This is a genomic window from Lacipirellula sp. (assembly GCF_965279485.1).
In the GTDB taxonomy this organism is placed as follows: domain Bacteria; phylum Planctomycetota; class Planctomycetia; order Pirellulales; family Lacipirellulaceae; genus Lacipirellula.
This window is the reverse complement of sequence record NZ_CBDIIC010000002.1, coordinates 4,460,577-4,482,994: the sequence shown is the minus strand read 5'-3', so window position 1 is coordinate 4,482,994 and position 22,418 is coordinate 4,460,577. Positions and strand designations below refer to the sequence as shown.

General features: G+C 63.9%; 18 protein-coding genes and 1 pseudogene. 10 read left to right on the top strand and 9 right to left on the bottom strand.

Going from position 1 to position 22,418, the window contains the following annotated elements; all coding sequences use genetic code 11:
* Positions 1 to 86 precede the first annotated feature (86 nt).
* Together ACQY7R_RS25390 and ACQY7R_RS25385 are read left to right on the top strand one after the other, a co-directional pair.
* Positions 87 to 1,223, top strand: coding sequence for a nuclear transport factor 2 family protein (locus ACQY7R_RS25390; protein ID WP_428308344.1), 1,137 nt, complete (start codon positions 87 to 89; stop codon positions 1,221 to 1,223).
* Positions 1,224 to 1,295: 72 nt separating this feature from the next.
* Positions 1,296 to 1,448, top strand: a complete 153-nt coding sequence (locus tag ACQY7R_RS25385) for a hypothetical protein (RefSeq protein ID WP_428308343.1) — start codon at positions 1,296 to 1,298, stop codon at positions 1,446 to 1,448.
* A 1-nt stretch (position 1,449) separates the two neighbouring features.
* On the opposite strand, the gene ACQY7R_RS25380 is transcribed toward ACQY7R_RS25385, so the two are convergent.
* Together ACQY7R_RS25380 and ACQY7R_RS25375 are read right to left on the bottom strand one after the other, a co-directional pair.
* Positions 1,450 to 2,292, bottom strand: a complete 843-nt coding sequence (locus tag ACQY7R_RS25380; RefSeq protein WP_428308342.1) for a PP2C family protein-serine/threonine phosphatase — start codon at positions 2,290 to 2,292, stop codon at positions 1,450 to 1,452.
* 113 nt (positions 2,293 to 2,405) lie between these two features.
* Positions 2,406 to 3,803 (bottom strand): protein kinase domain-containing protein, encoded by a 1,398-nt coding sequence (locus ACQY7R_RS25375; RefSeq protein WP_428308341.1) that lies wholly within the window; start codon positions 3,801 to 3,803, stop codon positions 2,406 to 2,408.
* A gap of 227 nt (positions 3,804 to 4,030) precedes the next feature.
* Between ACQY7R_RS25375 and ACQY7R_RS25370 the strand changes: the two genes are divergently transcribed.
* The 3 genes from ACQY7R_RS25370 to ACQY7R_RS25360 all read left to right on the top strand — a co-directional run bounded on the left by ACQY7R_RS25370 (position 4,031) and on the right by ACQY7R_RS25360 (position 9,047).
* On the top strand, positions 4,031 to 5,683 hold the full coding sequence (locus ACQY7R_RS25370; RefSeq protein WP_428308340.1) for an AMP-dependent synthetase/ligase: 1,653 nt from the start codon (positions 4,031 to 4,033) through the stop codon (positions 5,681 to 5,683).
* Between the two features lie 78 nt (positions 5,684 to 5,761).
* Complete coding sequence (locus tag ACQY7R_RS25365; protein WP_428308339.1) at positions 5,762 to 6,724, top strand: C-terminal binding protein; 963 nt, start codon at positions 5,762 to 5,764, stop codon at positions 6,722 to 6,724.
* A 289-nt stretch (positions 6,725 to 7,013) separates the two neighbouring features.
* Positions 7,014 to 9,047: a hypothetical protein gene (locus ACQY7R_RS25360; protein WP_428308338.1), complete on the top strand. Its 2,034-nt coding sequence runs from the start codon at positions 7,014 to 7,016 to the stop codon at positions 9,045 to 9,047.
* Between the two features lie 166 nt (positions 9,048 to 9,213).
* Here the strand turns inward: ACQY7R_RS25360 and ACQY7R_RS25355 are convergent, their stop codons facing one another.
* Positions 9,214 to 10,833 (bottom strand): fused MFS/spermidine synthase, encoded by a 1,620-nt coding sequence (locus ACQY7R_RS25355; RefSeq protein WP_428308337.1) that lies wholly within the window; start codon positions 10,831 to 10,833, stop codon positions 9,214 to 9,216.
* Between the two features lie 88 nt (positions 10,834 to 10,921).
* Positions 10,922 to 11,827, bottom strand: coding sequence for a spermidine synthase (locus ACQY7R_RS25350; protein ID WP_428308336.1), 906 nt, complete (start codon positions 11,825 to 11,827; stop codon positions 10,922 to 10,924).
* Positions 11,828 to 12,068: 241 nt separating this feature from the next.
* Here ACQY7R_RS25350 and ACQY7R_RS25345 point away from each other — a divergent pair, with 241 nt between their 5' ends.
* Entirely contained in the window at positions 12,069 to 12,689 is a 621-nt protein-coding gene (locus ACQY7R_RS25345; RefSeq protein WP_428308335.1) for a DUF4254 domain-containing protein, read from the top strand.
* Positions 12,690 to 12,752: 63 nt separating this feature from the next.
* On the top strand, positions 12,753 to 13,895 hold the full coding sequence (locus ACQY7R_RS25340) for a glycosyltransferase family 4 protein (RefSeq protein WP_428308334.1): 1,143 nt from the start codon (positions 12,753 to 12,755) through the stop codon (positions 13,893 to 13,895).
* Between the two features lie 360 nt (positions 13,896 to 14,255).
* Here the strand turns inward: ACQY7R_RS25340 and ACQY7R_RS25335 are convergent, their stop codons facing one another.
* The gene (locus ACQY7R_RS25335) at positions 14,256 to 15,311 is read right to left on the bottom strand and encodes a glycosyltransferase family 9 protein (RefSeq protein WP_428308333.1); all 1,056 of its coding nucleotides are present in this window, start codon (positions 15,309 to 15,311) and stop codon (positions 14,256 to 14,258) included.
* Between the two features lie 310 nt (positions 15,312 to 15,621).
* Here ACQY7R_RS25335 and ACQY7R_RS25330 point away from each other — a divergent pair, with 310 nt between their 5' ends.
* Genes ACQY7R_RS25330 through ACQY7R_RS25320 form a run of 3 tightly spaced genes read left to right on the top strand, consistent with a single transcriptional unit; the run spans position 15,622 to position 18,265 of the window.
* Positions 15,622 to 16,074, top strand: a complete 453-nt coding sequence (locus ACQY7R_RS25330; RefSeq protein ID WP_428308332.1) for a hypothetical protein — start codon at positions 15,622 to 15,624, stop codon at positions 16,072 to 16,074.
* Positions 16,071 to 16,760: a response regulator transcription factor gene (locus tag ACQY7R_RS25325; RefSeq protein WP_428308331.1), complete on the top strand. Its 690-nt coding sequence runs from the start codon at positions 16,071 to 16,073 to the stop codon at positions 16,758 to 16,760. Before ACQY7R_RS25330 ends, ACQY7R_RS25325 begins: the two co-directional genes overlap by 4 nt.
* 2 nt (positions 16,761 to 16,762) lie before the next feature.
* A complete protein-coding gene (locus ACQY7R_RS25320; protein ID WP_428308330.1) occupies positions 16,763 to 18,265 on the top strand; it encodes an ATP-binding protein in 1,503 nt (500 codons plus the stop codon).
* A 14-nt stretch (positions 18,266 to 18,279) separates the two neighbouring features.
* Here ACQY7R_RS25320 and ACQY7R_RS25315 read toward each other — a convergent pair whose 3' ends face one another.
* The 4 genes and pseudogenes from ACQY7R_RS25315 to ACQY7R_RS25300 form a co-directional block, all read right to left on the bottom strand.
* Positions 18,280 to 18,990 carry a TlpA disulfide reductase family protein gene (locus tag ACQY7R_RS25315; RefSeq protein ID WP_428308329.1) on the bottom strand — a complete coding sequence of 237 codons (711 nt, stop codon included), beginning with the start codon at positions 18,988 to 18,990 and terminating at the stop codon, positions 18,280 to 18,282.
* Positions 18,991 to 19,143: 153 nt separating this feature from the next.
* The gene (gene aspS / locus ACQY7R_RS25310) at positions 19,144 to 20,916 is read right to left on the bottom strand and encodes an aspartate--tRNA ligase (protein ID WP_428308328.1); all 1,773 of its coding nucleotides are present in this window, start codon (positions 20,914 to 20,916) and stop codon (positions 19,144 to 19,146) included.
* A gap of 340 nt (positions 20,917 to 21,256) precedes the next feature.
* Positions 21,257 to 21,856: an alpha-L-rhamnosidase N-terminal domain-containing protein gene (locus tag ACQY7R_RS25305; RefSeq protein WP_428308917.1), complete on the bottom strand. Its 600-nt coding sequence runs from the start codon at positions 21,854 to 21,856 to the stop codon at positions 21,257 to 21,259.
* A 267-nt stretch (positions 21,857 to 22,123) separates the two neighbouring features.
* Positions 22,124 to 22,357 (bottom strand): annotated as a pseudogene (locus ACQY7R_RS25300) (DUF4038 domain-containing protein); the annotation flags it as partial.
* Positions 22,358 to 22,418 lie beyond the last annotated feature (61 nt).

Genomic DNA, 22,418 nt, shown 5'->3' with positions numbered 1-22,418 from the left:
GTCTCCCCTCGCAGCCATGTGATAATATCTGGCTCCCTCCCCCTGGCGAGCTGGGAGCCAGAGGACTTAATTCAAGGGCTTAGTTCATGAGTCGCAACGCTCTCGCTCTTCTCGCCCTCTCCACGCTCGCGATCGCGACGATCGCCGTTGCCGCTGAGCCGACGAAGCCGGCCGACCTGCCCGTCATCCTGCTCACCGGCTACGAACCCTTCGGCCCTGGCAAGCCGGCGAACCCCTCGTGGGAGGGGATCAAAAAGCTTGATGGCCAACAGCGCAACGGCTACCGACTGGTCGCCCGCGAGTTGCCGGTCGTATGGGGCGCCCCGCTGCCGGTGCTAGAGAAGCTGATCGACGAGTTCCACCCCGCCGCGATCTTCTCCTTCGGCCAGGGGGGCGGCTACACGATCGAAACGCTCGCGCAGAACAAACGCGGCGCGTTCCCGGACAACGCTGGCGAGCTCCCTCAACAGCCGATGATCGTTCCAGACGGCCCCGCTGAGTATGAGGCGACGATCGACGCTAAGGGACTCGCTGAGAGGTTGAAATCACGCGGTCAAACAGTGCGGATCTCCACTGAAGCGGGAAACTACCTCTGCGAAGAAGCCCTCTACACGTTGGAACATCTCAAGGCGAACACCAAGCAGCCGCTGGCGGTCGCCTTCTGCCATGTGCCGCCGCTGAAGGCCGACGACGGTCAAGGGTCGACGACGCCCGAGACGGTTCAAGCGTTCGTTGAAAGCGTGCTCGACGCCTGGGCTGAGCAACCGCGTCCCGCCACGGTGAGCGAAGCGGCTCCCGCCGTCGCTCGGCAGCAGGCCGCCGATCCGCGCGAGAAGGAAGTCCGCGAGTTGATCGATCGCTACTTCACTAGCTGGTCGAACGCCGATCTCCTGGCCTACGGCAAATGCTTCATGCCGCAGGCGGCGATCCACATGATCGAGCCGAGCGGCCGCCTGCTCACGCTACCCCTGGGGCCGTTCTTGAAGTCGCAGCAGGAAGCCCACCGCTCAAGCCCGAACAAGATGACTGAAACGCCCGAGCGAACCGAAATTCGCTTCGACGCCAACCTTGCCCACGCGCTCGTTTACTGGAAGCTCGTCGACGGCGAGCGAATTGAATATGGCTACGACCACTTCACGCTGATGAAGTCCGAAGGCGAATGGCGGATCGTGAACATCGTCTTCTACGCCGTGAAGCCACCCGCAGACGAAGCATCAAAGTAGCCAGTTCTTAGCCCCCGGCTCTTCAAGCCGGGGGTCGAACCGCGCCGCCTACCGCTCACCCTAAAACCGTAGTTGAATATCCCACCGCACGGTAGCGAGATTGCTTACGTCGCCATCTTCGCGTTGGCCGCGATCATGGGGCTGATCGGCACGGTACGCAACTACGGCTGGCGGATTTGGCGCTGGCCATGGGGCGTCTGGTTCCGCCGCCGCCCGCCGTCCTAGCCTACTTCGCCCGCCGCTTCCCGCGTTGGCTGAACACAATCAGCGTGAGATCATCCGGCTTGTGCGGCTGCCCTTCGAGCGACGCCTGCATCCGCTGCATCGCGACGCCGGCAATCTTGCTCGCGGCGGTGGCGGCCGAGCCGTTCTTCAGCAAGCTTGTGATCTCGTCCATCTTGAGATTGTCGAGGACGCCGTCGCTCGCCACGAGCAGGCCGTCGTGCGTCGACATCGTTCGCACGCTGCCAACCTCGACGTGCATCGCCTCGGAGCCGAGGTAGTTCGAAACGAGATGCCGCTCTTCGTGGTCGAGCGCTTCCTGCTCGCCGAGCATCCCCGCTTCCATCGCGTAGCCGACGGGCGAGTGGGAAGTGGTGAGCAGCTTTACCTTGCCGCGGCCGCCGACCATCACGATCTGGGCGTCGCCGATGTGGTAGGGCCGCGCTTCGCCGTTTTCGAGTTGCACAACGGCAAGCGTGGCGCCGGCGCCATTTTTCAGGTCGATGATCTGCCGGTTCGCATCCTCGACGCCGTCGAGGATCGCGGTCCGCAGCGATTCGCCCGCCGCAGCCGCCGTGGCGATGTGATTCGTGAGGCAGTCGATTGCAATGCGGGCCGCCTGCTCGCCGTTGGCCATCCCGCCGCAGCCGTCGGCGACGATCAGCACGGCCGAGCCTTCGCCCGTCGCCACGACCGCGGCCGCGTCTTCGTTAGCGGTCGCCTTCTCGGGTTTACGCGCCGACAACACCGCCACCGACCCGCCCGCCAGCTCGAACACTTCCGGTTCGAGCATGTCGACGTTCAGGTAGACCCGCGATTCAGGGGTGGTGAGTTGCTGACAGTCCATCGTGGTCGCTTGCGTGAACGCGCCGCATCGCTGGCGCACAGCCTATACTTTGCCCAATCGGTCAAGTCTCGCGGAAGTCTGAAGTCCCGCGACGCCGGCCGTCACAACCGCGACTATTGTCCTCCCAGTCGCTTGCAACACCAAGGACAGTGGCTCCAGTAGCCGGGGACGACGCCCCAACCGCAGCTGCCGCATGTCCGATTCGATTCCGGGATCTTCCACTTCTTCCGAACTTTCCGGTGGCACCAGCAGCAGTAGCGCATGAACGGCATCAGCACCTTGCGGGTGCATTTGGCGTTCTGGCAGCGGCCCGTGTAGCGTTTGTCGGTGTACTTGCGCGCGGAGGAAGGCTCAAAGCCGGGACCGTAGCACCAGGGGCAATACTCCCAATCGAGCTTCATCCCCCGGTTGCAGCGCGGGCATTGCTGCGGGAAGTCGGTCGTCCCCTCGTGAGCCAACCGGTTCTTGCCGCACCAGGGGCAGCATTGCATCGGCTCGGAGACAGGGCCATTGCACGCTTGGCAGTTGTGCTTGGCATCGAGGACTTTGCCGAATTCTTGCTGGAACTGCCGCCGCTGGATCGTCTTCCAGTCGGCGCTGCGGCGCGAGCTCTTCGTGCCGCGCTTCGCGGCCGTGCGGCCTCCCTTGGGCGATTTGATCCGGCTAAACGCCGCAAGCATCGCCTCGCCGTCGGCGAAGCGCTTTTGCGGGGCGAGTTCCATCGCCTTCCGCATTAGCTCGATGAGCGCCGGATGCACTTTGCGCTGCAGTTCGCGATAGCCTGCCGGCGGCCATTCGAACGGATATTCGGGCAACCGACCAGCGAACATCCGGTAGAGCACCAGGCCCATCGCGAAGACATCGCTGCGGAACGAGGGGCGGCCCATCGCCTGTTCCGGCGCCATGTAGCCGAGCGTTCCGGCGCCCGAGGCGCGGAGGGTTCGCTGCGCAACCTTCGCGACGCCGAAGTCGGTGAGCCGCAGGCGGTTGTCTTCGAACAGAATGAAGTTATCGGGCTTGATATCGCAGTGAATGATCTGCTGGCTGTGGGCGTAGGCCACCGAGGCAAGCATCTGCCGCGCGAACTCAAGGGCCGTGTCGATCGACAGCCGCCGGCTGATGCGATCGTCGAGCGTTTCGATCCCCAGCGCGCTGACGATGACGAAATACTCGTTGATGAACTGTGCCGTCTTCAGCGGCAGAATGTTCGGATGCTCAAGCTGAGCGACCATGCGGACTTCACGGCGGAAGTCTTCGAGCGCCGAACCGGTGAGCAGGTGAGCGTGCGGAATCTTCAACGCAACGCGGATGCCTTCGATCTCGTCCTTCGCTTGGTAGACGAGGGCGAATCCCCCTTCGCCGAGCTTGCGTTCGATGATGTACTTGCCAAGCTTCTGCTTAGCTCGCAGCAGCTTGTGATGCCGACGCTTCACCGACGTGCCGGGCGCCGCGGCCGCGCTGGGGCGACTGCGGTTCGTGGGCGGCGGTCCAGGTTGGCTGTCAGGCGTCATGTGATGCGAATCGAAGGCGGCAAATTCAATGGTGTGCCGTGCAAGGTAGCAGCGGCCGGCGACGTTCGCGAGAGGAGCTTACAGCGAGTTCGCTCCGCTCAACCTTACGCCACGCCGGGACTGCTATTTCCAGTATCCGAAGCGACCCGCGCCAAGACAACGACCGACTGCCGCGGACCGGTTTTCCTCCTCGACTCCAAGGCCCTGTTGTAGCGACAATAGGGCCCATGACCCCGGCGGAACTCGACAGCCTGACAATCCCGGCCCTGCTGACCGCCACCGTGGCCCGGCAGGGCGATCGGCCGGCGCTGGGGGTCATCTGCCAGGGAACGCTCGCGTGGCGGACGTGGCGGGAACTGGGGGCGTCGATAGACCGTGCGGCGGCTGACCTCATCGAGCGTGGAATTGAGGCTGGCGACCGCGTGGCTCAGCTCAGCCCGAATTGCGAGGGCTGGATCGTGGCCGATCTGGCGATCCAGCAGATCGGCGCCGTGCACGTGCCGCTCCATGCGGCGCTGTCGGCAGGGCAAGCGGCGGAGCAGATCGCGCATGCCGGGGCGAAGCTGCTGCTGGTCGACTCGCTGGCGACAGAAAACAGGCTTCGGGGCTCTCTACCAAGCCAAGTCCAAGTCGTCGTCTTTGATCCCCCTCCCTTCAAGGGAGGAGCTAGGGGAGGGATTCCCGACGCCGCCACGCCAACTAAGCTCCACGCCCCAGAAGCATCGTCCCTCGCCACCATCCTCTACACGAGCGGCACCACCGGCCCCCCGCGCGGCGTGATGCTCACCCAACGCAACCTCGTCGCCAACGCCGTCGGCGTCACCGACGCCGTTGCCGCGATCGCCGACGAAGTCCGCCTCTGCCTGCTCCCGCTCTCGCACATCTACGCCCGGACGTGCGACCTCTACAGTTGGATCTACCGCGGCACGCGGCTCGTGCTAGCGGAGTCGCGCGACACGATCCTCCGTGACTGCCAACTCGCCCAACCAACGGTCATCAACGCCGTCCCGTACTTCTACCAAAAGGTCGCTGACACGCTCCGCCAGAGCGATAGGCTGGCCGACGCTGCGACGCTGCGCCAAGCGTTCGGAGGCGAGGTAAAGCGCTGCTATTGCGGGGGCGCTGGACTCGCCCCCGAGACGGAGCAGTTTTTCGCCGAGCGCGAGCTGCCGATCTTGTGCGGCTACGGACTTACCGAAGCGAGCCCCGTCGTCACGGCGACGACGTTCCAAACCTACGCTGCGGGGGCGGTCGGCCGACCGCTGCCAAACCTGGAAGTCCGCCTCGCCGACGATGGCGAACTGCAAGTTCGCGGGCCGAGCGTCATGGCCGGCTACTGGCGCGACGAAGCGGCGACGGCCGCGGCGATTCGCGACGGCTGGCTGCAGACGGGCGATTTGGCCACATGGACTGAAACTGGCAATTTGCGGATCGTCGGCCGCAAGCGAGAGATGATCGTCCTCGCCACGGGCAACAAGGTGGCGCCGACGCGAATCGAGCAACTGCTCGTCGGTTCGCCCTGGATCGAGCAATGCTGCGTCGTCGGCGATGGCCGCAAGTGCCTCGCGGCGCTCATCGTGCCGAACCCCGATAAACTGCGGCAAGAGATTCGACGCCGCCGGCTGTGGGTTTGGTCGCGGCGACGGGCGCTGACGCACCCCAAAGTGCTCGCCCTGTACCGCGAGGAAATCGACCGCTGTTTGGCGGCTGCGGCGAGCTTCGAGCAAGTGGGACCATTCGTGCTGCTCGGACGCGGGTTCTCGATCGAGGACGGGGAGATGACGCCGAAGCTTAGTTTGTGCCGCAATGTGATTGAGCGCGTCTTTTCTGGTGAGATTGAAACGATGTATCGTGGGGGCCTCGGAAAACCGCGGGGATAAACCCCGCGGCTCGCGACTTGACTTAATGGTGAATTTTACTGCCCACAGCCCACTGCCTCCTGCCCACTAATTTCTGCCATGCCCAAATACCGCGCTCTCTACACCGACTACCCCTGGGCCGACGTCGAGATCGAACGCCAGCTCCTCGCCGAGGTCGATTGCGAGCTGATCGTTGCGCCCGACAATAAGGAAGAGACGCAGGCTCGGCTGGCTCCGGGGATGGACGTCATTCTCACCTGCTGGGCGCCGGTGACCGCGCGGGTGCTCGACGCGGCCGATCGCTGCCGGCATATCGCCCGGACGGGGATCGGGCTCGACAACATCAACGTCGAGCATGCAACGAAGCGGAAGATCCTCGTCACCAACGTCCCCGACTACTGCGTGAACGAGGTCGCCGAGCACACGATCGGCCTCATCTTCGCGCTCGGCCGCGGCATCGCCGGCTATCACCTGGCAACGAAGAACGGGCAGTACGATCTCGTCGCAGGGCTGCCGGCGGAGCGGATCAGCGGCAAGACGCTCGGCATCATCGGGCTGGGGCAAATCGGCAAAATTCTCGCCCGCCGCGCTCATGGCGTTGGGATGAAGGTGATCGGCACGAACCGTTCTGGGACGACGCACGACGGCGTCGATTGGGTCCACTTGCACGACCTGCTCGCTCAGAGCGACTACGTTTCCGTGCAGGCCCCGCTGACGCCTGAGACGAAGCATCTCATCAATCGCGAGACGTTGCGGATGATGAAGCCGACGGCGTATCTCATCAATACGGCCCGCGGCGGGCTGGTCGATCACGCGGCGTTGGCCGAGGCGCTGCAGGCGGACGTCATCGCCGGGGCGGCGCTCGACGTGCAAACGCCGGAGCCGCCTGATCTCTCGCAGGCGCCTTACAACGATCCTCGCGTGATCGTCACGCCGCACGTGGCGTTCTACTCAAGCCAGGCGACCGACGAGCTGCGAACCCGCGTCGGCCAGCAGGTCGCGGCGTTCCTCCGCGGCGAACGACCGGAGAACATCGTCAACCCGGCGGCGATCGACTCGTGATTGCCGAGTCGATTGGGGAATTGAGTGGAGTCAGCCTCCGCTCAGTCATCTAGCGGCTACTCGCAAAATGAGCGTGCGCACGCCCGTAAATTCAGCCGTTTGGGCCTCATTTTCGGCACAACTGGACCAGTCTGCGTAACGCCTTTCGCGAGCTTTGACTCGCCCCTTCCTGCGGCCTATATACCGTTGGAATAACCTCTCTTCGCGAGGCGGGACTTCGGACGAAGCCCTGCTGCGCGACGATATAGACAGACTTCATCGAAATCGCAACGTTGGGTTAGGCGTCGTCATGGAAGAAGCCAAGTCGCGCCCCGGTTTTCCGGGTGATCGAGCGCAGGTCGCAGCCGAGAAGCTGCGCGCCCTGCGCGAACGCGCGAACCAAGCTCTCGACGACCATCGCAAACGGCTCGCACAGATCGAGACCGAGCTCAGCGACCGCGTTCGCCAGCTGGCCGAGGAATTTGAAACGGCCGCCGAGGGCATCGAGAAGCACCTTCCCGGCAGCCGCGACGCCGAAGTCGCGGCGCTCCGCGAACAACTCGAAGAAAATCGGGCCAAGCACGAAAAGTTCGTCCAGCAGCTCGCGCTCGCGCGGAAGCAGATCGACGCCATTCAGTCGGAGCCTTGCCCGGCGTGCGACGAAGCGGCTGGCCACATCGCCGACGCCCAGGCCGAGATTCGCCAACTGCGCGAACAACTCGCCGGCTTGGAATCGCAGCGACAGGAAGATCGCAGTCGCAACGAAAAGGTTGCCGAGCAAGTCGCCGCCGCGCGGCAGGCGATCGGCGACATGCAAGCCCGCTCCAGCGAGCAGGCGACGCAACTGCAGACGGAGCTCGACCTCGCCACAGCGGCGCGCACGGCTGCTGAAGAGCAAACGATCGCCGCGCTCAACGACCTCGAGCGGTTGCAAGCCGAGTACGACAAGCTTGAACAGGAAAGTCAGTCAATCGAGAAGCTCGAAGCGGCCCTCGCCGAAGAGCGGACGCGCGGAGCGGCAGAAGTCGAGCAAGTTCGCAGCGAACTCGCTGTCAGTCAGCGCGAGCTGCAAGAGTCGCAATCGGCCCTCGCCGCGGCCCATTTGCAGGCCGACTCAATTCAAGAAGAATCGACGAAGCTAACGACGGCCAACGCGAAGCTTGAATCGCAACTCGCCATGCTTCAGACGAGCCATGCCGCTGAGCTGACGTCGCTGCAATCGCTGCTCGACGACGCCACAGCGGCCCGCGACGAACTGCAAGCGGCCGTCGAAGCGGCTCACGGCCAGATCGACGCTCTCGAGCAAGAAGCCGCGGCATCGGTTCCAGAGTTGGAACGGCAGTTCGAGCAGTTCCAAATGGAAGTCGAAGCCGCGGAAACTGCCCGCGCCGGCCTGCTGGCCGCGCTCGACGCGACGAAGGCTGAGCTTGCGTCGCTGCGCGAAACCACGTGCCCCCGCGCCGATCTCGACGCCTTACAGAACAAGTTCGGACTGACGCTCTCCGAGGTGCAGAAGCTTAAGCGGGAGAACAGTGAGCTACGCGATGCCGCCCCGACGGCGCCCGTCGTTGCTACCGATCCGGAGCTAACCGCCAAGCTGCAAGAAGCGGTCGCCGAACGCGACACCCTCGCCGCTCGGGTGGCAGAACTCGAATCGCAACCGCTGCCGACGGCGGCTCCTGCGGACGACTCGGCGATTCGCCAGCAAATGGAAGATTTGCAACATCGCTTCGAGATGACGCTCGACGACCTGCGCAAAGCCAACCAGGTAAACCACGAACTGCGTGGGCAACTCGCCACCGCTCAATCGTCACCGAGCAGCGTCCCCCACAGCGGCGGCAGCGACTGGGCGTCGCAGCGGGCCCGCTTGATGGCGATGCTCGAAGACGAAGAGTGCGAAGGCGCCGTCACGCCGGAACGCCGCAAAGAGCGAGCGAAGATCGAGGATGCAATCTCCGCGACCGACAGCGCGATTGCCGAGAAAGATCGCGAGCTTGCCGAGTTGCGTGCGAACGGGCCCGTGAGTAACTTCAACGCCGCCCACGAAGAGCAGCAACTCGTCACTGCCGCGGTCGACGCCGATGCATCGATTATCGCCGAGCGTGAGAAGCTCGCTCAACTACAGGCCGAGTGGGAAGAAAAGCTGCGGGCCGCCGAACTCGAAGTCTCGCTGGAGCGGGCGAAGCTTGCTCGCGAACAAGCGGCGTTGCGAGATAAAATGTCGGAGTTCCAGAAGACCGATCCGCAAGGGATCCTCGCCAACGACGCCGACGGCAAGCCGCGACGCCGGTGGCTGGCAGCGCTCGGCCTCGGCGAAGAGGGCGAAGACGGCAAGTCGAAGTAACGAGCCATTGACCCACAAACGTGTGGCTCCCTCCCCCTGGAGGGGAGGGCTGGGGAGGGGGGACGAACCCTGGTACCAGCCGCTTTCACCCCTCCCTAACCCTCCCCCTCAAGGGGAGGGGACCTCAGGGTTCAGTTTTAGTTTTGCGTAGGCGAGTATCGCCCCACTAAAACGACATCGTCTCGATCGGCGCGTAGTCGTCGGTAAACAGCGTCGCCTGCTTCATCGCTGGCAGCGTCGTCAGCAAATCGTTGACCATCCGCCGCACTTCGGCGTTACCGATGTGCGAAGGCGATTCGTACGCCACCGCTTTCGCGAGCCAATCCTCCGGGCTCAGCTTCTGGTCGCTGTTCACCGCAACGAGCATGACGTTCGTCGACTGATCGCGCAGCCCCATCTGGTGGTACAGAGCAAACGCATGGACTTGCGGGAACGCCTCGCCGAGGGTCGTGTACATCGACTCGAAAATCTTTGCATTCTCGCCGCGGACGGCGCTGTTGACGTTCATCACGAACACGCCGCCGGGGGCGAGCTTCTGCCGGCAAAGTTGGAAGAACTCGCGCGTCACGAGGTGGAACGGAATCCGCCCGCCAATCGTGAATGCGTCGAGAAAGATTGCGTCGTAGTGCCCGTCGGGGCTGTTGCGGACGAAGGTGCGGCCGTCGGCGGCGATCGCGCGAATGTTCTCTCCCTCGGGCATGTAGAAATCCATGCGAGCGACGTCGAGCACTGCCTGATCGATGTCGACGACGTCGATCTCCATCGTCGGATCATGCTCATGAAACGCCTTCGGGCCAACGCCGCCGCCGGCGCCGATGAACAGCGCCCGGCGGATCTTCGGCTGCGGCAAGAAGGCGAGGTTGAAGTAGTTCGTGTAAAGGCTCTTCGTGCGGTGCGGGGGGCTGAGTTCGATCGCGCTCTCAATAAAGCGATCGAACTTCAGTTCCCGCTGCGAGTCGAGCTTGTTGTCGATCACCGAGATGTGGTGGTATGGCGTGTTGATCTCGCGGACCAGTTCGCTCCCCGGCGGCAGCGAGGCGGCTCGCAAGTCGCCGAGGCCGAAGATCCCAGCGAAGACGGCGGCTAGAATGACGGCGCTTCCGCGGATCGCGGAACCGCTGCTGCCAAACTGGAACGTCGCGATGGCGACGACGGCGAGCGCTCCGGCCAGGCCTTTGAGAATCGCCCCGGCCCCGAAGTTAGGAATCAGCACGAACGTCGTCAGCATCGTGCCGAGAATGCTGCCGAGCGTCGATAGTGCGTACAGCGTGCCGGCCGTCTTGCCGACCGAAGCGACTGTCGACGTGGCGAGCCGAATCGCGAACGGCGAGACCATCCCCATGCCGATGCTTGGAAGCAAAAACAAAATAGCGCCCGCCAGAAACGGCCCCGATTTTTCGCCGAACTTCGCGCGAAGAATCGCATCGCACACCGGCTGACCGATGATGACGATCAGAAACATCAGAGCGGCGACCGCCAGCAGAATTGTGTTGAGCAGCGCGCGCGACGGATAGCGATCGGAAAGCCCGCCGCCGATGTAGTAACCGACGCTCAGCGCGATGAGGAACAGCGAGATGAGGCTGCCCCAGACGAACACCGAGTTGCCGAAGTAAGGCGCCAGGATCCGGCTGCCGACGATTTCGAGGCCCATTAGCACGGCGCCCGAGACGAGCACGAGCAGTTTGAGGCCGAGGCTGGGAGGGAGCAGCGAGAAGCCACCGTGATTGGCGGGCGATGTCGGCGACGAGCCGGCGGTTGAGATGTCGGAGGGTTGCTGCGCCGCCATGAAGTGCTCGGATCGATGGGTGCTGTGGGGACCGCGGGGGTAAACCCCGCGGCTCGCTTGGTTTGTTATCGCTTGATTGGAATCGTGACTAGCGTCGCAGTCGCCGGGGCATTTCTTGGAAGTCGAGCGACGATTTGAAGCGTCGGTCGAGCGCTTTGCCGCGGCGAGTCAACTCGTTCGCATCGAGGCGAGCCGCGTCGGTCGTCGCGACTGCCACGACGCCGTTGAACTGCGACATCTGGAAGATGTAAACCTGCGGAAACGCCGCGCTCAGCTCGCGAATGTCAGCTTCAAGTTCTTCGTGCGGGTTGAGATTAAACGCCACGACGCCGCCCTGCTTCAGTTTTTCTTGCAGCTGCTTGTAGAACTGCTGCGTGCGCAGCGCCAGCGGCGCCCCCGTGCCGTCAGTCTCCGCCGAGGGCTTGAGGAACGCGTCCATGTAGATCACGTCGTACGTCTGTTCCTTCGCGGCGGCGATGAACTTAAAGCCGTCGGCGGTGACGATGTTCACGTTCTCGGTCGGCTTCGTACCGAACATGTCGGCGGCGAGCTTCACCACCAGCGGGTCGATTTCGACCGCGTCGATCTTCACGCCGGGGTCGGTCTGCTGCAGGTAGTGGACCATGCTGCCGCCGCCGAGGCCGACGATCAGCACCTGCTTTGGATCCGGCTGGAACAGGTAACTGGCGAATAGAAACCGCAGGTACTCGAACTTCAGGTCAGCAGGGCGCCGGACGTCCATCTGCGTCTCGAGGACCTCTTGGCCGTTGTCGCGCACGAAGATCATCGAGCGGATCGGCCCGCGGCGGCGAACGCGAATGTGCGAGTAGTCGGACTTGCCGTCGTACTCGAGTTCGCCGGCGGCGTTCTCGAGCGCCGAGCGCACCGACTGCGCGCTCGACTGCGATGCGAACGACGCAGCTGCTAGCATCGCCAGCAGCGCGATGAGCCCGCTGCTCAGCGACTCTCGGCAATGGGCGGACAGTGGTTTCATGGCTAGCAGTTTACCGGAGCCGCGAATTCTCGCATACGTCACGCGAGACGCTCCCCTGCCCCGCCCCGGCTGATCTTGTGACAGGATCGCAGCCCACCTAAAATTCGCCGCCGCGCGAGCTCAAACGTCCGCGCCGCCGGCGTCCCGGCATGCTCTCGGGACGCCCCTGAACACACCCGAAACATCGCGAGATCGTCTCGAAACGCCGAGACTTGCCGCACTTTTCCAGTTAGAGAGAACCATGCGATTCGACCCGAAGCGGATTGTAAAGGCCGTCAACAAGCTGCATCACGAGACCGTCGCCCGCTGGCATCAGGTGGAACCAGACAACGCCTACAGCGAATTCCTCGGCACGGTTTGCCAGCAACACCAATACAACTTCCTCCTCTGGCACGAGGAAGACATCGCCCGCAGCCCCGACGTCACCGACGCCCGCATCGCGATGGTGAAGCGGGCGATCGACGGCTACAACCAGCAGCGGAACGACTGGATCGAGCGGATTGACGAAGCGTTCTTGGAACTCCTCTCCGAAGCGAGCGTGAAGCCGGCAACCAACGCCCGGCTGAACACCGAAACGCCCGGCGCCTCGATCGATCGGTTGTCGATCATGTCGCTGCGGATCTTCCACTTGGAAGAACAACTGGAGCGGACCGACGTCGACGCCGCCCACATCGAGCGCGTGCAGCAACGCCTGGCTCGTTGCCGTCTGCAGCAGGGCGATCTCGCGCAATCGCTGGCCGAACACCTGTTTGATCTCGCCGCCGGCCGGAAGATCCTCAAGGTCTACCGCCAGATGAAGATGTACAACGACGCGACGCTCAACCCTTACCTGTATCAATCAGGCAAGAAGCAAGCGGCCTAGGTTACGTGGCGGGCACATCGTTGACAGCCGGGGGCGGCTCACAATTACTCGGGATGGGAATCTATGGCCACGGTTAGTTCGGCCTCGAATCTACGGCGGGCACAAATGGCGGCGACGCTCGTGCCGCGCGTCGCCAATTGCCGCCGCGTCCTGCAAGTGATCACCCCGTCGCACATGTCGGGCGCCGAGATGCAACTCGTGCGGCTGACGCGCAAATTGCGTGCCCGCGGTCACGAAATGCCAGTCCTCGTGAAGCACGATTCGCCCGCGATCGAGCACATGCTTGAGCAAGGCATGTCGGTCGATCGCGCCCGCATCGGCGGGAAGGTCAACTTCATGGCGATCTCGCGGATCGCTCGTGCCGCGCGGCAACACCATGTCGACTTGGTGCAATCAACCCTCTCGACCGCCAGTTGGTGGACCGGATGGTTGGAAGCGTTCGGCGGGCCGAAATCGGTTGGCCATGTGCAAGGTTTTACGTCGGCCCGTTGGCATCGTCGACAGAGCCACCTGTTGGCCGTCTCGGGCGCCGTGCGGGACGATTTGGTTGCGCAAGGCATTCCGCGCGAGCGCATCACCGTACTCATGAACGCCCTCGAAGCGGACGAATATCGCCCGCAGCGGGATCCGCTCGCCGTGCGTGCCGAGTTCGGCGCCGATGCGACGACGCCGGTCGTGGGGACGTTTGCCCACCTCTCGGTGAAGAAGGGCTACCGCGAGCTGTTCGCGGCGATGCCGCAGATTCTGACTGCTGTTCCGAACGCCCAGTTCTGGATCATGGGTCGCGGACCGCTGCGTGACGAACTCGAACAAGCGGCCCGCGCCGGCGGGTACCTGAAGCAAGTCCGCTTCGCCGGCTTCCGCCGCGACGCGTGCGACGTGATGAACGCCATCGACGTGATGGCCCTCCCCTCGCACCGCGAGCCGTGTGCGCTGGCCTACATCGAAGCAGCGCTGTTGGCGAAGCCGATCGTCGCTTGCCGTGCCGGCGGGGCGCCGGAATCAATCGCCGACGGCGAGACCGGCATCCTGGCGCCCGTGGGCGACAGCCGTGCCATCGGCGAGGCGATTCTCACGCTGCTCGAGAACCGCGACTTCGCCGCCCGCATGGGCCACGCCGGGCACGAACGGGCCCGCGAGGTCTTCTCTTGGTCGCGGTTCACGACGACGCTGGAAGGCGTCTGGGACCGCGTGCTGAGCTCGTAGCGTTCGGCCTCCCGTCAAGCTTGAAGGGGTTGCCGTCAGAACCTTGCTAACGGGACACAGACAATGCCTTCACGCTGTTCAAGCCTCTACCCAGCTCCGCTATAGTGGGCGGCATGGACAAACGCGACAGTTGCGAGAAGTGCGGCGGAACGCATGTCGAAGCTGGGTTTATCTGCGGAACCCAAAGTTTCTCTTTCGTGCCGTTTCCGAAGAAGTGGTTTACCCGCCGATTCGTGAAGGTAGATGCGAGGCTTTGTAAGGATTGCGGCGCGGTCACCTTCGTGGCCGACGCTAAGTCCCTAGCCTCTTATGTAGAGAAATCTTCCTAACAATTTATTGTTAGAAACACTGTTTGCACTTTTAGGCACAGCGCCGCAACTGGCGAGCGTCGAGCAGCCGCCGGCAAGCCTTTTCGACCATGTCGACGCCAATCTCCCGCATCGCCGAGTCGTCGGCCTTCCGCCGCTCTTGAGCGGAGCCTGACTCATAGCGAACCTGTAGACGAATGTTGTGCGGCCCGTAGGCGCCGCACCAGTCGGCGATGCTCGGTCCATGTAGGCTAATCGTCGGCGTGCCGACGGCAACGGCCAGGTGCATCGGCCCCGTGTCGGAACCGACGAATAGCGCCGCCCGGCGGCAAACGGCCCCAAGTTCCAGCACCGACGTCGGAGGCGCCAAACGCGCCGCGCCGCTACTCGCGGCAACGATCGCCTCGGCCAGCGGCTTTTCTGCCGGCAAGCCCCACACGGCGAGCGTGGGAATGCCATAGTCACGCTGCAACCGACCGGCCAGTTCGCCATAGCGCTCCGGCGGCCAAATCTTTGAGGCCCAACCGGCGCCCGGATTCATCACCACGTAGCGGCTGTGCGGCAGCTCTTCGGTATGCAAAATCTGCTCAGCCAGTAAGCCGTCGGAACTCCGCTCCGGCAGGTTGAACTCGGTAAGCGGCGACGTGATGCCGAGCGGCTTCAACAGTTCCAGATAGTGATCGATGACGTGCTCGCCCCCTACGGGAACGAGCTCGTTGTGGAACCATTTGCTCAGCTCGCGACCGTCGCTGCCAGCTTTGCCGATCCGCCGACGGGCGCCGCTCAGCTTGGCGGCGATAGCGCTCTTCGTGAGGCACTGCAAATCAACCGCCACGTCGAAACGCAGCCCCCGCATCTTACGGCGGAGTGCTAGCACGGCGCGCGGCGACTTCAGCCAACCGCGCGGGGCGCGAATCACATAATCGATCGCCGGGTGAGCTTCCAGCAAGTCGGCGGTTCGGCCTTCGACAATCCAACCGATCGATGCTTGCGGGTAGGCCGCACGCAACGCGCAGGCCACAGGGACGCCGTGAATGACGTCTCCCAGGGCCGAAAGCCGAACGATAAGAATCCGCGGGGCGTCGCCGAGTGGAGGATGTGCGGTCATGGCGAGGAAATTAACAGCCCCTCTCACCACGAACAAGACAAACTGGGCAGTCGCGGGCTCCCGTGACAACGTTCCAGCCCCGGGCTCCGCCCGGGGGTCGGTCGCCATGCCGGTGGGCGGCGTCGCGCGTGGTGCAACCCCCGGGTGGAACTCGGGGCTAGGGGAAGCGACGCCACACTCCACCGTTACATAAAGCCGATTTTATCTTCCGTTCAGCAGCCGTTTACGGCGACCTCGTATCTTTTCCTGTGCGGCCTTAATTGCTCAGGTTCGCACGAGCCGAAGGCCAAACGGAAACAGGGGAAAGGCGATGATCTGCCACTACGAATCGCTTGCAGAGCTACGGGCCGCGTGGGATGCGCTCGACCGAAACCGCGTCCTGCGCCCCGGCGCCACGGTGCTGGTCCTTGATCGCAACTTCGCAGGTCGCCTGCCGTCGCTAATCCGCCGGCAGCCGCAACGCTCGCGGCTGATCATCGCCGCCGCCAAGGGCGCCCTCCCGCAGTCAGCCATCAGCGAACTTGCCGATGCCGGAGCGTGCGGATGGAGCGAAATCTGGTGTGCCGACGATTGGCGGCAAGCCGTTGCCGCAGCACGGCAATCGCTCCGCGACGGGGAAGAACTGTCTCTCTTCTGGCCAGCCTGCCACGATCAGCAGGGGAAATCGCCCCGGCGGCTGCCGTCTCACGCTGGTACAATTGAGCGCTCCAGCTTCCCGCTCCCGCGTCAAACCATGAACACCTTGCACGAAAGCGTCGCATGAGCAGCCGCATTCTGGTGATCGAAGACGAAGCGCGGATTGCCGACTTCCTCGTCCGCGGCCTCCGCGAGGAGGGGTATCAGGTCGAGCACGCGGCCGACGGCCCGAGCGGCTGGATCGCGCTGCAGCATGGCACGTGGGACTTAGTGCTGTTCGATTGGTGGTTGCCGGGCGAAGACGGCATTAGCCTGCTCCGTCGTTTCCGCGCGAAAGATCGGAAGACGCCGGTGCTATTCCTCACGGCTCGCGACGGCGTGGGCGAACGAGTCGAAGGCCTCGACGCCGGCGCCGACGATTACCTCTGCAAGCCATTTGCATTCGAAGAGTTACTGGCACGCGTGCGGGCACTGCTGCGGCGCCCCGAGCAATCGACCTCGCTCGCGCTTGACTACGGCGACATCCACGCCGACCTGGGAAGCCAACGTGCCAGCCGCGACGGCTCGCCGCTCGATCTGACTGCGAAAGAGTTTTCGCTCCTCTGCTTGTTCTTGCGCTATCCCGGTAAGGTGCTGTCGCGAACACGGATCTTCGACGCCGTGTGGAACGAACAATACGACGGCCTGTCGAACACGCTCGAAGTCCACGTAAAAGAGCTTCGCCGCAAGCTTGAAGCGTTTGGCCCGCGCGTCATTCAAACCCGTCGCGGCCGTGGCTACGTGCTCGACGCCTCCGGTAGCGACGAGGCGTAACCATGACGTTGGTCAATCGCGTCTCGGCATTCTTCCTAGCGGCGCTCGCGATCGTGCTGGTGGTGTACTCGGGGCTGTTCTACGCCTTTGTCCGCGGGCGGCTGGTGCAGCAGTTCGACCAAGAACTGCATGGCGCGCTCTACTCGCTCGTGGCGGCCATCGAGGTCGAGCCCGAAGAGGTGAAGTGGCAGCCGCTCGAGCATGCCATCGCCCTCGGCAGCGGCGATGGACCGGAAGAGGTGCGGTGGGTCGTCATCGGCGACGGAGCGCAAATCGTCGAGCACTCGAGAAATTCGACGCCTGAAATCATCGCTGAAGCGAAGCGGATCGTCGCGGAGACGCACGAGGGCAATCAAACGTACGGCGAGCTGACGGCTCCGGGCGAGTGGAGTATTCTCTATCGCCGTTTGATTGCGCCCGACCCCATTCGGCAGGCCCGTGAACTCGATGAGTTCGACGAATTGGTCGTCGTCGTGGCTCGCTCGACGGCCGACATGGATGCGAATCTGCAGCGGCTGCTAATCCTCGTCATTTTGCTTCCGCTGGCGGCGTGGTTGCTGGCGGCGGCGCTTGGGCGTTGGTTTGGAGCTCGCGCATTGCGGCCGGTACTTGAAATGTCGCAACGGGCGCGATCGATCGCCGGCAGCGACTTTAAGAGCCGCCTGCCAGCGCCCGAGTCGGGCGATGAACTCGCCGACCTGGGCCAATCGTTCAACACGCTGCTTGATCGGCAGCAACGCGCCTACGAACAACAGCGCCGCTTTGCCGGCGATGCGGCTCACGAGTTGCGAACACCGCTCACCGTGTTGCTGGGGCAAATGGACGTCGCCCTGCGACGGCCACGCTCGGCGGAAGAATATGCCGAGACGCTCGGGGTATTGCGAGACGAAGCGAACGAGTTGCAGCAAATTGTCGAGTCGCTGCTGTTCCTGGCGCGCACATCCGAAGATGCGACGCTGCCGGGAAGCGAACCGATCGAACTCGCGGAGTGGCTGCCGCGTTATATGGAACGTTGGCAGAACGACCCGCGACGCAGCGACCTACGGTTAGAACTTCAGTTCCCGTCCGACGCCACCGCTAGCGCGCCGCCGGCACTGCTCAACCGTCTGCTCGACAATTTGATTTCGAACGCCGCGAAGTACAGCGCGCCCGGCACGCCGATTACTGTGACGGCCACAGGGAACGCCGACGCGGCCGCGATCAGCGTGACCGACCAAGGACGCGGCATTTCGCCCGAAGATCAGGCGACGGTCTTCGAGCCCTTCTTCCGTAGCAAGAGCGCGCGCGACGCGGGAATTGCGGGCACGGGTTTGGGACTGGCAATCGCGTCACGCATCGTCGCGGCGCTGGGCGGGAAGTTAGAGTGCGATAGCGAACTTGGCCGCGGCAGTAAGTTCACGCTTACGCTGCCGACACTCCAGCCCCGGGCTCTGCCCGGGGGTAGCGTCGCGGAACAGAGCGTCTTGCGGGATGGAGACCTACCCCCGGGCGGAGCCCGGGGCTAAGAATGCGGCAACCGCTACTTAGTCAGTTCAGCCAACGTCAGCTGCAGTTCACGCCGAGTCGCTTCGCTGAACTCAATATCAAACCAAGCGACCTTCCCCTGGCCATCCAGCACATAGACGCGCGGCAGCCACGACTCGCCAACCTGAGCGAGAGCCTTGCCATCGGCGTCGGCTAGTTGCGTCAACGAGGCGCCGGCGGCGTTGATCAGCTTCTGACCGGCATCGTTGGGAGCTCCCTCGACAACGCCCACGAACGCAGCCCCCTTGCCGCCGTAGGTCGCCGCTTCCTTCGCGACGTCGGCGAGGGCGCCTTCGGCCATCCAGCGGTCGGGCGCCCAAAAGAGGACCACAGTCGCCTTCGCCCCCTTAAGGTCGGCGAGCTTCGCGTTGCCGCCGCCGATCTTCGGGAGTTCCAACTGCGGGAACTGCTCGCCGACGTTCACCTTACAGATTGCGGCATGCTCCGAGGCGAGCATCACCGGGGGCACCTTCGCGGAATATTCTTCGGTGATCGGCTTCGCGGCCGTCCGGACGATTGGCCCGGCAGGAGTCACGGCGCCGCCGGAGCCAGCTCCCGCGTTCGACGACTTCTCGTCGTTGGCTTCAGCCACTTGAGCTGCCGCCGCGCCGATGGCCGGCTCGCTGCAGCCAGCAAGGAAAGGGACAATACCGCCGCCGCTGATGATCGCGGCCGCCAACTTGCTCGTCCAACCCGCTCGATCCATGACTCGATTCTCCTGCCAGTGACGCAACGCCCTCATTCTCGCCGGGGCGATCGAGGGGTCAACTGCAGTCAACAGGAACCATAGTCCTGGCGGATCGAATATTCCATCCGCAGCGGCGCCAGTTGCGAAGATGTAACGCTGGCGCCGGTCGCGCTATTCGACGAGTTTGATCGCCAAATCGCGCAACTGCCGGGCATCGACCGTGCCCGGGGCGTCGGTCATGAGGTCCGATGCCTTTTGCGTCTTCGGGAACGCGATGCAGTCGCGGATGCTTTCCAGCCGGCCGAACAGCATGATCCAGCGGTCGACGCCCAGGGCGATGCCGCCGTGCGGCGGGGCGCCGTATTGCAGGGCGTCGAGCAGGAAGCCGAACCGCTCCTGCTGCGTCGCGTCGTCGATGCCGAGCAAGGCGAACACCTTCGACTGCACTTCCGAATCGTGGATCCGGATCGTACCGCCGCCCGCCTCGCTGCCGTTGATCACCAGGTCGTACGCCTTCGCCCGCATCTTGCCGGGATCGGTATCGAGCAACGCGACATGCTCATCGAGCGGCGCCGTGAACGGGTGATGCATCGCGGCCCAATGGCCAGACTCTTCGTCTTTGGCGAACATCGGGAACTCGATGACCCACGAGAAGTTCATCGCCTGCGGATCGTACAGCTTCATCTCGCGGCCGACCTTGGTCCGCAGGGCGTGCAGCACCTTGCAGGTCGCTTCCCAGTTGTCGGCTGAGAACAGGACGAGGTCGCCCGCCTTCGAACCGAGCCGCTCAGCGAACTGAGCCAGCAGTTCCGGCGAGAAGAACTTGGCAATGGTCGAGTTCAGCTTGCCATCTTCCTCGCACTTGAACCAAGCCAAGCCCTTGGCGCCAAAGCCCTTCACAAACTCAGTCAGCCCGTCGATACCGCGGCGGGAGTAGAACTCGCCCCCCTTGGGAACGTTGATCGCGCGGACTTTGCCGCCGCCGTCGACGACCGCGTTGAACACGCCGAATTCGCTCTGCGGGGCGAGGTCGGTCAGGTCGACAATTTCGCAGCCGAAACGGAGGTCAGGAGCGTCGTGGCCGAACCGCTCCATCGCTTCGTCGTAGGTCATCCGCGGCAACGGCAGCGGCACGTCGATGCCGAGCTCTTCCTTGGCCAACTTCGCGACGAGGCCGTCGATGATGCCGATGACGTCGTCGCTGTCGACGAACGACATTTCGACGTCGAGTTGCGTGAACTCGGGCTGACGATCAGCCCGCAAGTCTTCGTCGCGGAAGCAGCGGGCGACCTGCACGTACCGGTCGTAGCCGGCGATCATCAGAATCTGCTTGTACAGCTGCGGCGACTGCGGCAGGGCGTAGAAGTGCCCGTGATGCACGCGGCTCGGCACGAGATAGTCACGGGCGCCTTCCGGCGTGCTACGGCCGAGGCAGGGGGTTTCGACGTCGAGGAAGTGATGAGCGGCGAAGTAGTCGCGCATCCCCTTCACCATGCGGTCGCGCATGATGAGGACCTTTTGCAACTCGGGACGCCGCAGGTCGAGGTAGCGGTGTTTCAGCCGCAGGTCCTCGCCCGGCAGGTCTTGGGCGTGGGCGTTCGGCGACACCGGCGGCGTCAGGCTCTTGTTGAGAATCTCCAGGGCGGTCGCGCGCAGCTCGACCTTGCCGGTCGAAAGCTTGGCGTTCGACATCCCCTCGGGCCGGGCGGCGACGACGCCGACGACCTTCAGCACGTACTCGGCCCGCACGGTCTTGCTCAGGTCGATCACCCCTTGGGCCGTGTCGGGCGGGTTGAACACCACCTGCGTCAGGCCGTAGCGGTCGCGGAGATCGACGAACAGCCCGCCGCCATGGTCGCGGTAGGAGTCGACCCAGCCGCACAAAGTGACGACTTGCCCGACGTTCAGTTCGCCTAATTCGCCGCAGGTGTGAGTCCGTAGCACGCGCGTAACCTCGAAAAACCAGTGAAAGGGCAGGGTTGCCCTGAAAAACCGTCCTCGCGGCCGGGCCACCCTCAAGGGGAGCCTGCCGGGCCGGGGGAAGTTCGCAATTCTAGTTGCCGGCGGTAGCAGCGCAAAGGCGAACGAGGCTGCGGGGGTTGAAAGGGGCTGTTTTGGGCATTCTGACCCTCCAAAGTGCTCCTAAAGATCTCTCGCAGAGGCGCAAAGGCGCAGAGAGGACAAAAGGCGTGTAGAGGCGACGGAACGTCGCATTTTCCTCTGCGTCTCAGCGCCTCTGCGAGAGGTTTGCTCGGAATTGGTAACCCACCGAGTGCCGGCGTCATTACTCCGACCGAATCACCAGCACCCAATCCTCCGCATCCGATTCCAGCGCCGGTTTTGCCGCCACGACCAAGCCTTGGTCGTTTGGGGAGAGCTTTCCCAGGTCGATCTGCTTGCCGCTGACGGGATCGAACACGAACGCCGTGTGGGTCGCTCCCGGAGCCAACGACCGGATTTCGATCGGCCGCGACTCGGGGATGTAGATCACGCGGATCTTGCCCTCGATGCCGGTTGCATACGGGCCGTAGGTCGCCGACTGAGTAAACGCTCCCCACGGCGCGGCGCCGTAGGCAGCAAGTTTGGCCACTGATCGCCACGGTGAGTCGTCGAAGTCGGCTGCCGTCCACGCGGAGTGCTCACCGCTCAACTCCTGCGCACTGCGCCAAGATTCATCTGACTGCACAACCAACTTCTGGCCGTCGGCGAGTTCAATCTCCAGGCAAGCCATGAGGCCGGCCGGATTGGCCGTCACTTGGCTCGCGAGATTCTCCCCTTCAACGGCCAGCGCGTTGCGGCCTGGCTTCAATCGCGAAGTCACATCGACCGGCGCCGGCGATCGCCAATCGCTCGCCGAGGCGACGCGATGGCAATTGATCAACACACCGCCACGATCGTCGACGGCCAACCACAACGTCGCGCGCTTGATCGAAGCCTCCGCCGGCAGTTCGAATGACTTCCGAAAATATCGTTTAGCCAGCGGCGCATCCGCTTGCGGCTTGCCCTCGGGGAACCAAATCCATTGGCCCCACTGCGCTGGTTCTGCCGCTTGCGAGTTCGCGTAACCAACCGAATCGTGCGCTGGCCGGAACTTCCACCACTCGAACTGCTCGAACAACTTCTTGCCGAGCCCCACCTGCGTCGATCCTGGCAGCCGCATTGCTTCGTTCCACGGGATCGTGCCGTAGCCAGTGCCGCCCGCGGGATGCTGCGGCGACGGGCCGTGCGGATCGCCCGGCCGATTGCACTGCCAAATGCCGTTGGCGCCGTACGTGTGGCCCGCCACGCCGTTGGTCATGCAGAGCCAAAACATTTGCCGCGTCCAGCGCGTCGGCAGCGAGTCGCCCAGCATTTCGTACGCCGCCTCGCCGTCGATCACCGGCATCGTCGGCGCCGCGGCATACGACTCCCGCACTTTTGCCGACCGTGGTATCGACCGCGTCGCG

Bases quoted from the DNA above. Each gene is read 5' to 3' on its own strand.
- ACQY7R_RS25370 (WP_428308340.1), top strand. From the start codon at position 4,031: ATGACCCCGGCGGAACTCGACAGCCTGACAATCCCGGCCCTGCTGACC.
- ACQY7R_RS25335 (WP_428308333.1), bottom strand. From the start codon at position 15,311: ATGACCGCACATCCTCCACTCGGCGACGCCCCGCGGATTCTTATCGTT.
- ACQY7R_RS25375 (WP_428308341.1), bottom strand. From the start codon at position 3,803: ATGACGCCTGACAGCCAACCTGGACCGCCGCCCACGAACCGCAGTCGC.
- ACQY7R_RS25380 (WP_428308342.1), bottom strand. From the start codon at position 2,292: ATGGACTGTCAGCAACTCACCACCCCTGAATCGCGGGTCTACCTGAAC.
- ACQY7R_RS25360 (WP_428308338.1), top strand. From the start codon at position 7,014: ATGGAAGAAGCCAAGTCGCGCCCCGGTTTTCCGGGTGATCGAGCGCAG.
- ACQY7R_RS25365 (WP_428308339.1), top strand. From the start codon at position 5,762: ATGCCCAAATACCGCGCTCTCTACACCGACTACCCCTGGGCCGACGTC.
- ACQY7R_RS25345 (WP_428308335.1), top strand. From the start codon at position 12,069: ATGCGATTCGACCCGAAGCGGATTGTAAAGGCCGTCAACAAGCTGCAT.
- ACQY7R_RS25390 (WP_428308344.1), top strand. From the start codon at position 87: ATGAGTCGCAACGCTCTCGCTCTTCTCGCCCTCTCCACGCTCGCGATC.
- ACQY7R_RS25320 (WP_428308330.1), top strand. From the start codon at position 16,763: ATGACGTTGGTCAATCGCGTCTCGGCATTCTTCCTAGCGGCGCTCGCG.
- ACQY7R_RS25315 (WP_428308329.1), bottom strand. From the start codon at position 18,990: ATGGATCGAGCGGGTTGGACGAGCAAGTTGGCGGCCGCGATCATCAGC.
- ACQY7R_RS25350 (WP_428308336.1), bottom strand. From the start codon at position 11,827: ATGAAACCACTGTCCGCCCATTGCCGAGAGTCGCTGAGCAGCGGGCTC.
- ACQY7R_RS25355 (WP_428308337.1), bottom strand. From the start codon at position 10,833: ATGGCGGCGCAGCAACCCTCCGACATCTCAACCGCCGGCTCGTCGCCG.
- ACQY7R_RS25325 (WP_428308331.1), top strand. From the start codon at position 16,071: ATGAGCAGCCGCATTCTGGTGATCGAAGACGAAGCGCGGATTGCCGAC.
- ACQY7R_RS25340 (WP_428308334.1), top strand. From the start codon at position 12,753: ATGGCCACGGTTAGTTCGGCCTCGAATCTACGGCGGGCACAAATGGCG.
- ACQY7R_RS25330 (WP_428308332.1), top strand. From the start codon at position 15,622: ATGATCTGCCACTACGAATCGCTTGCAGAGCTACGGGCCGCGTGGGAT.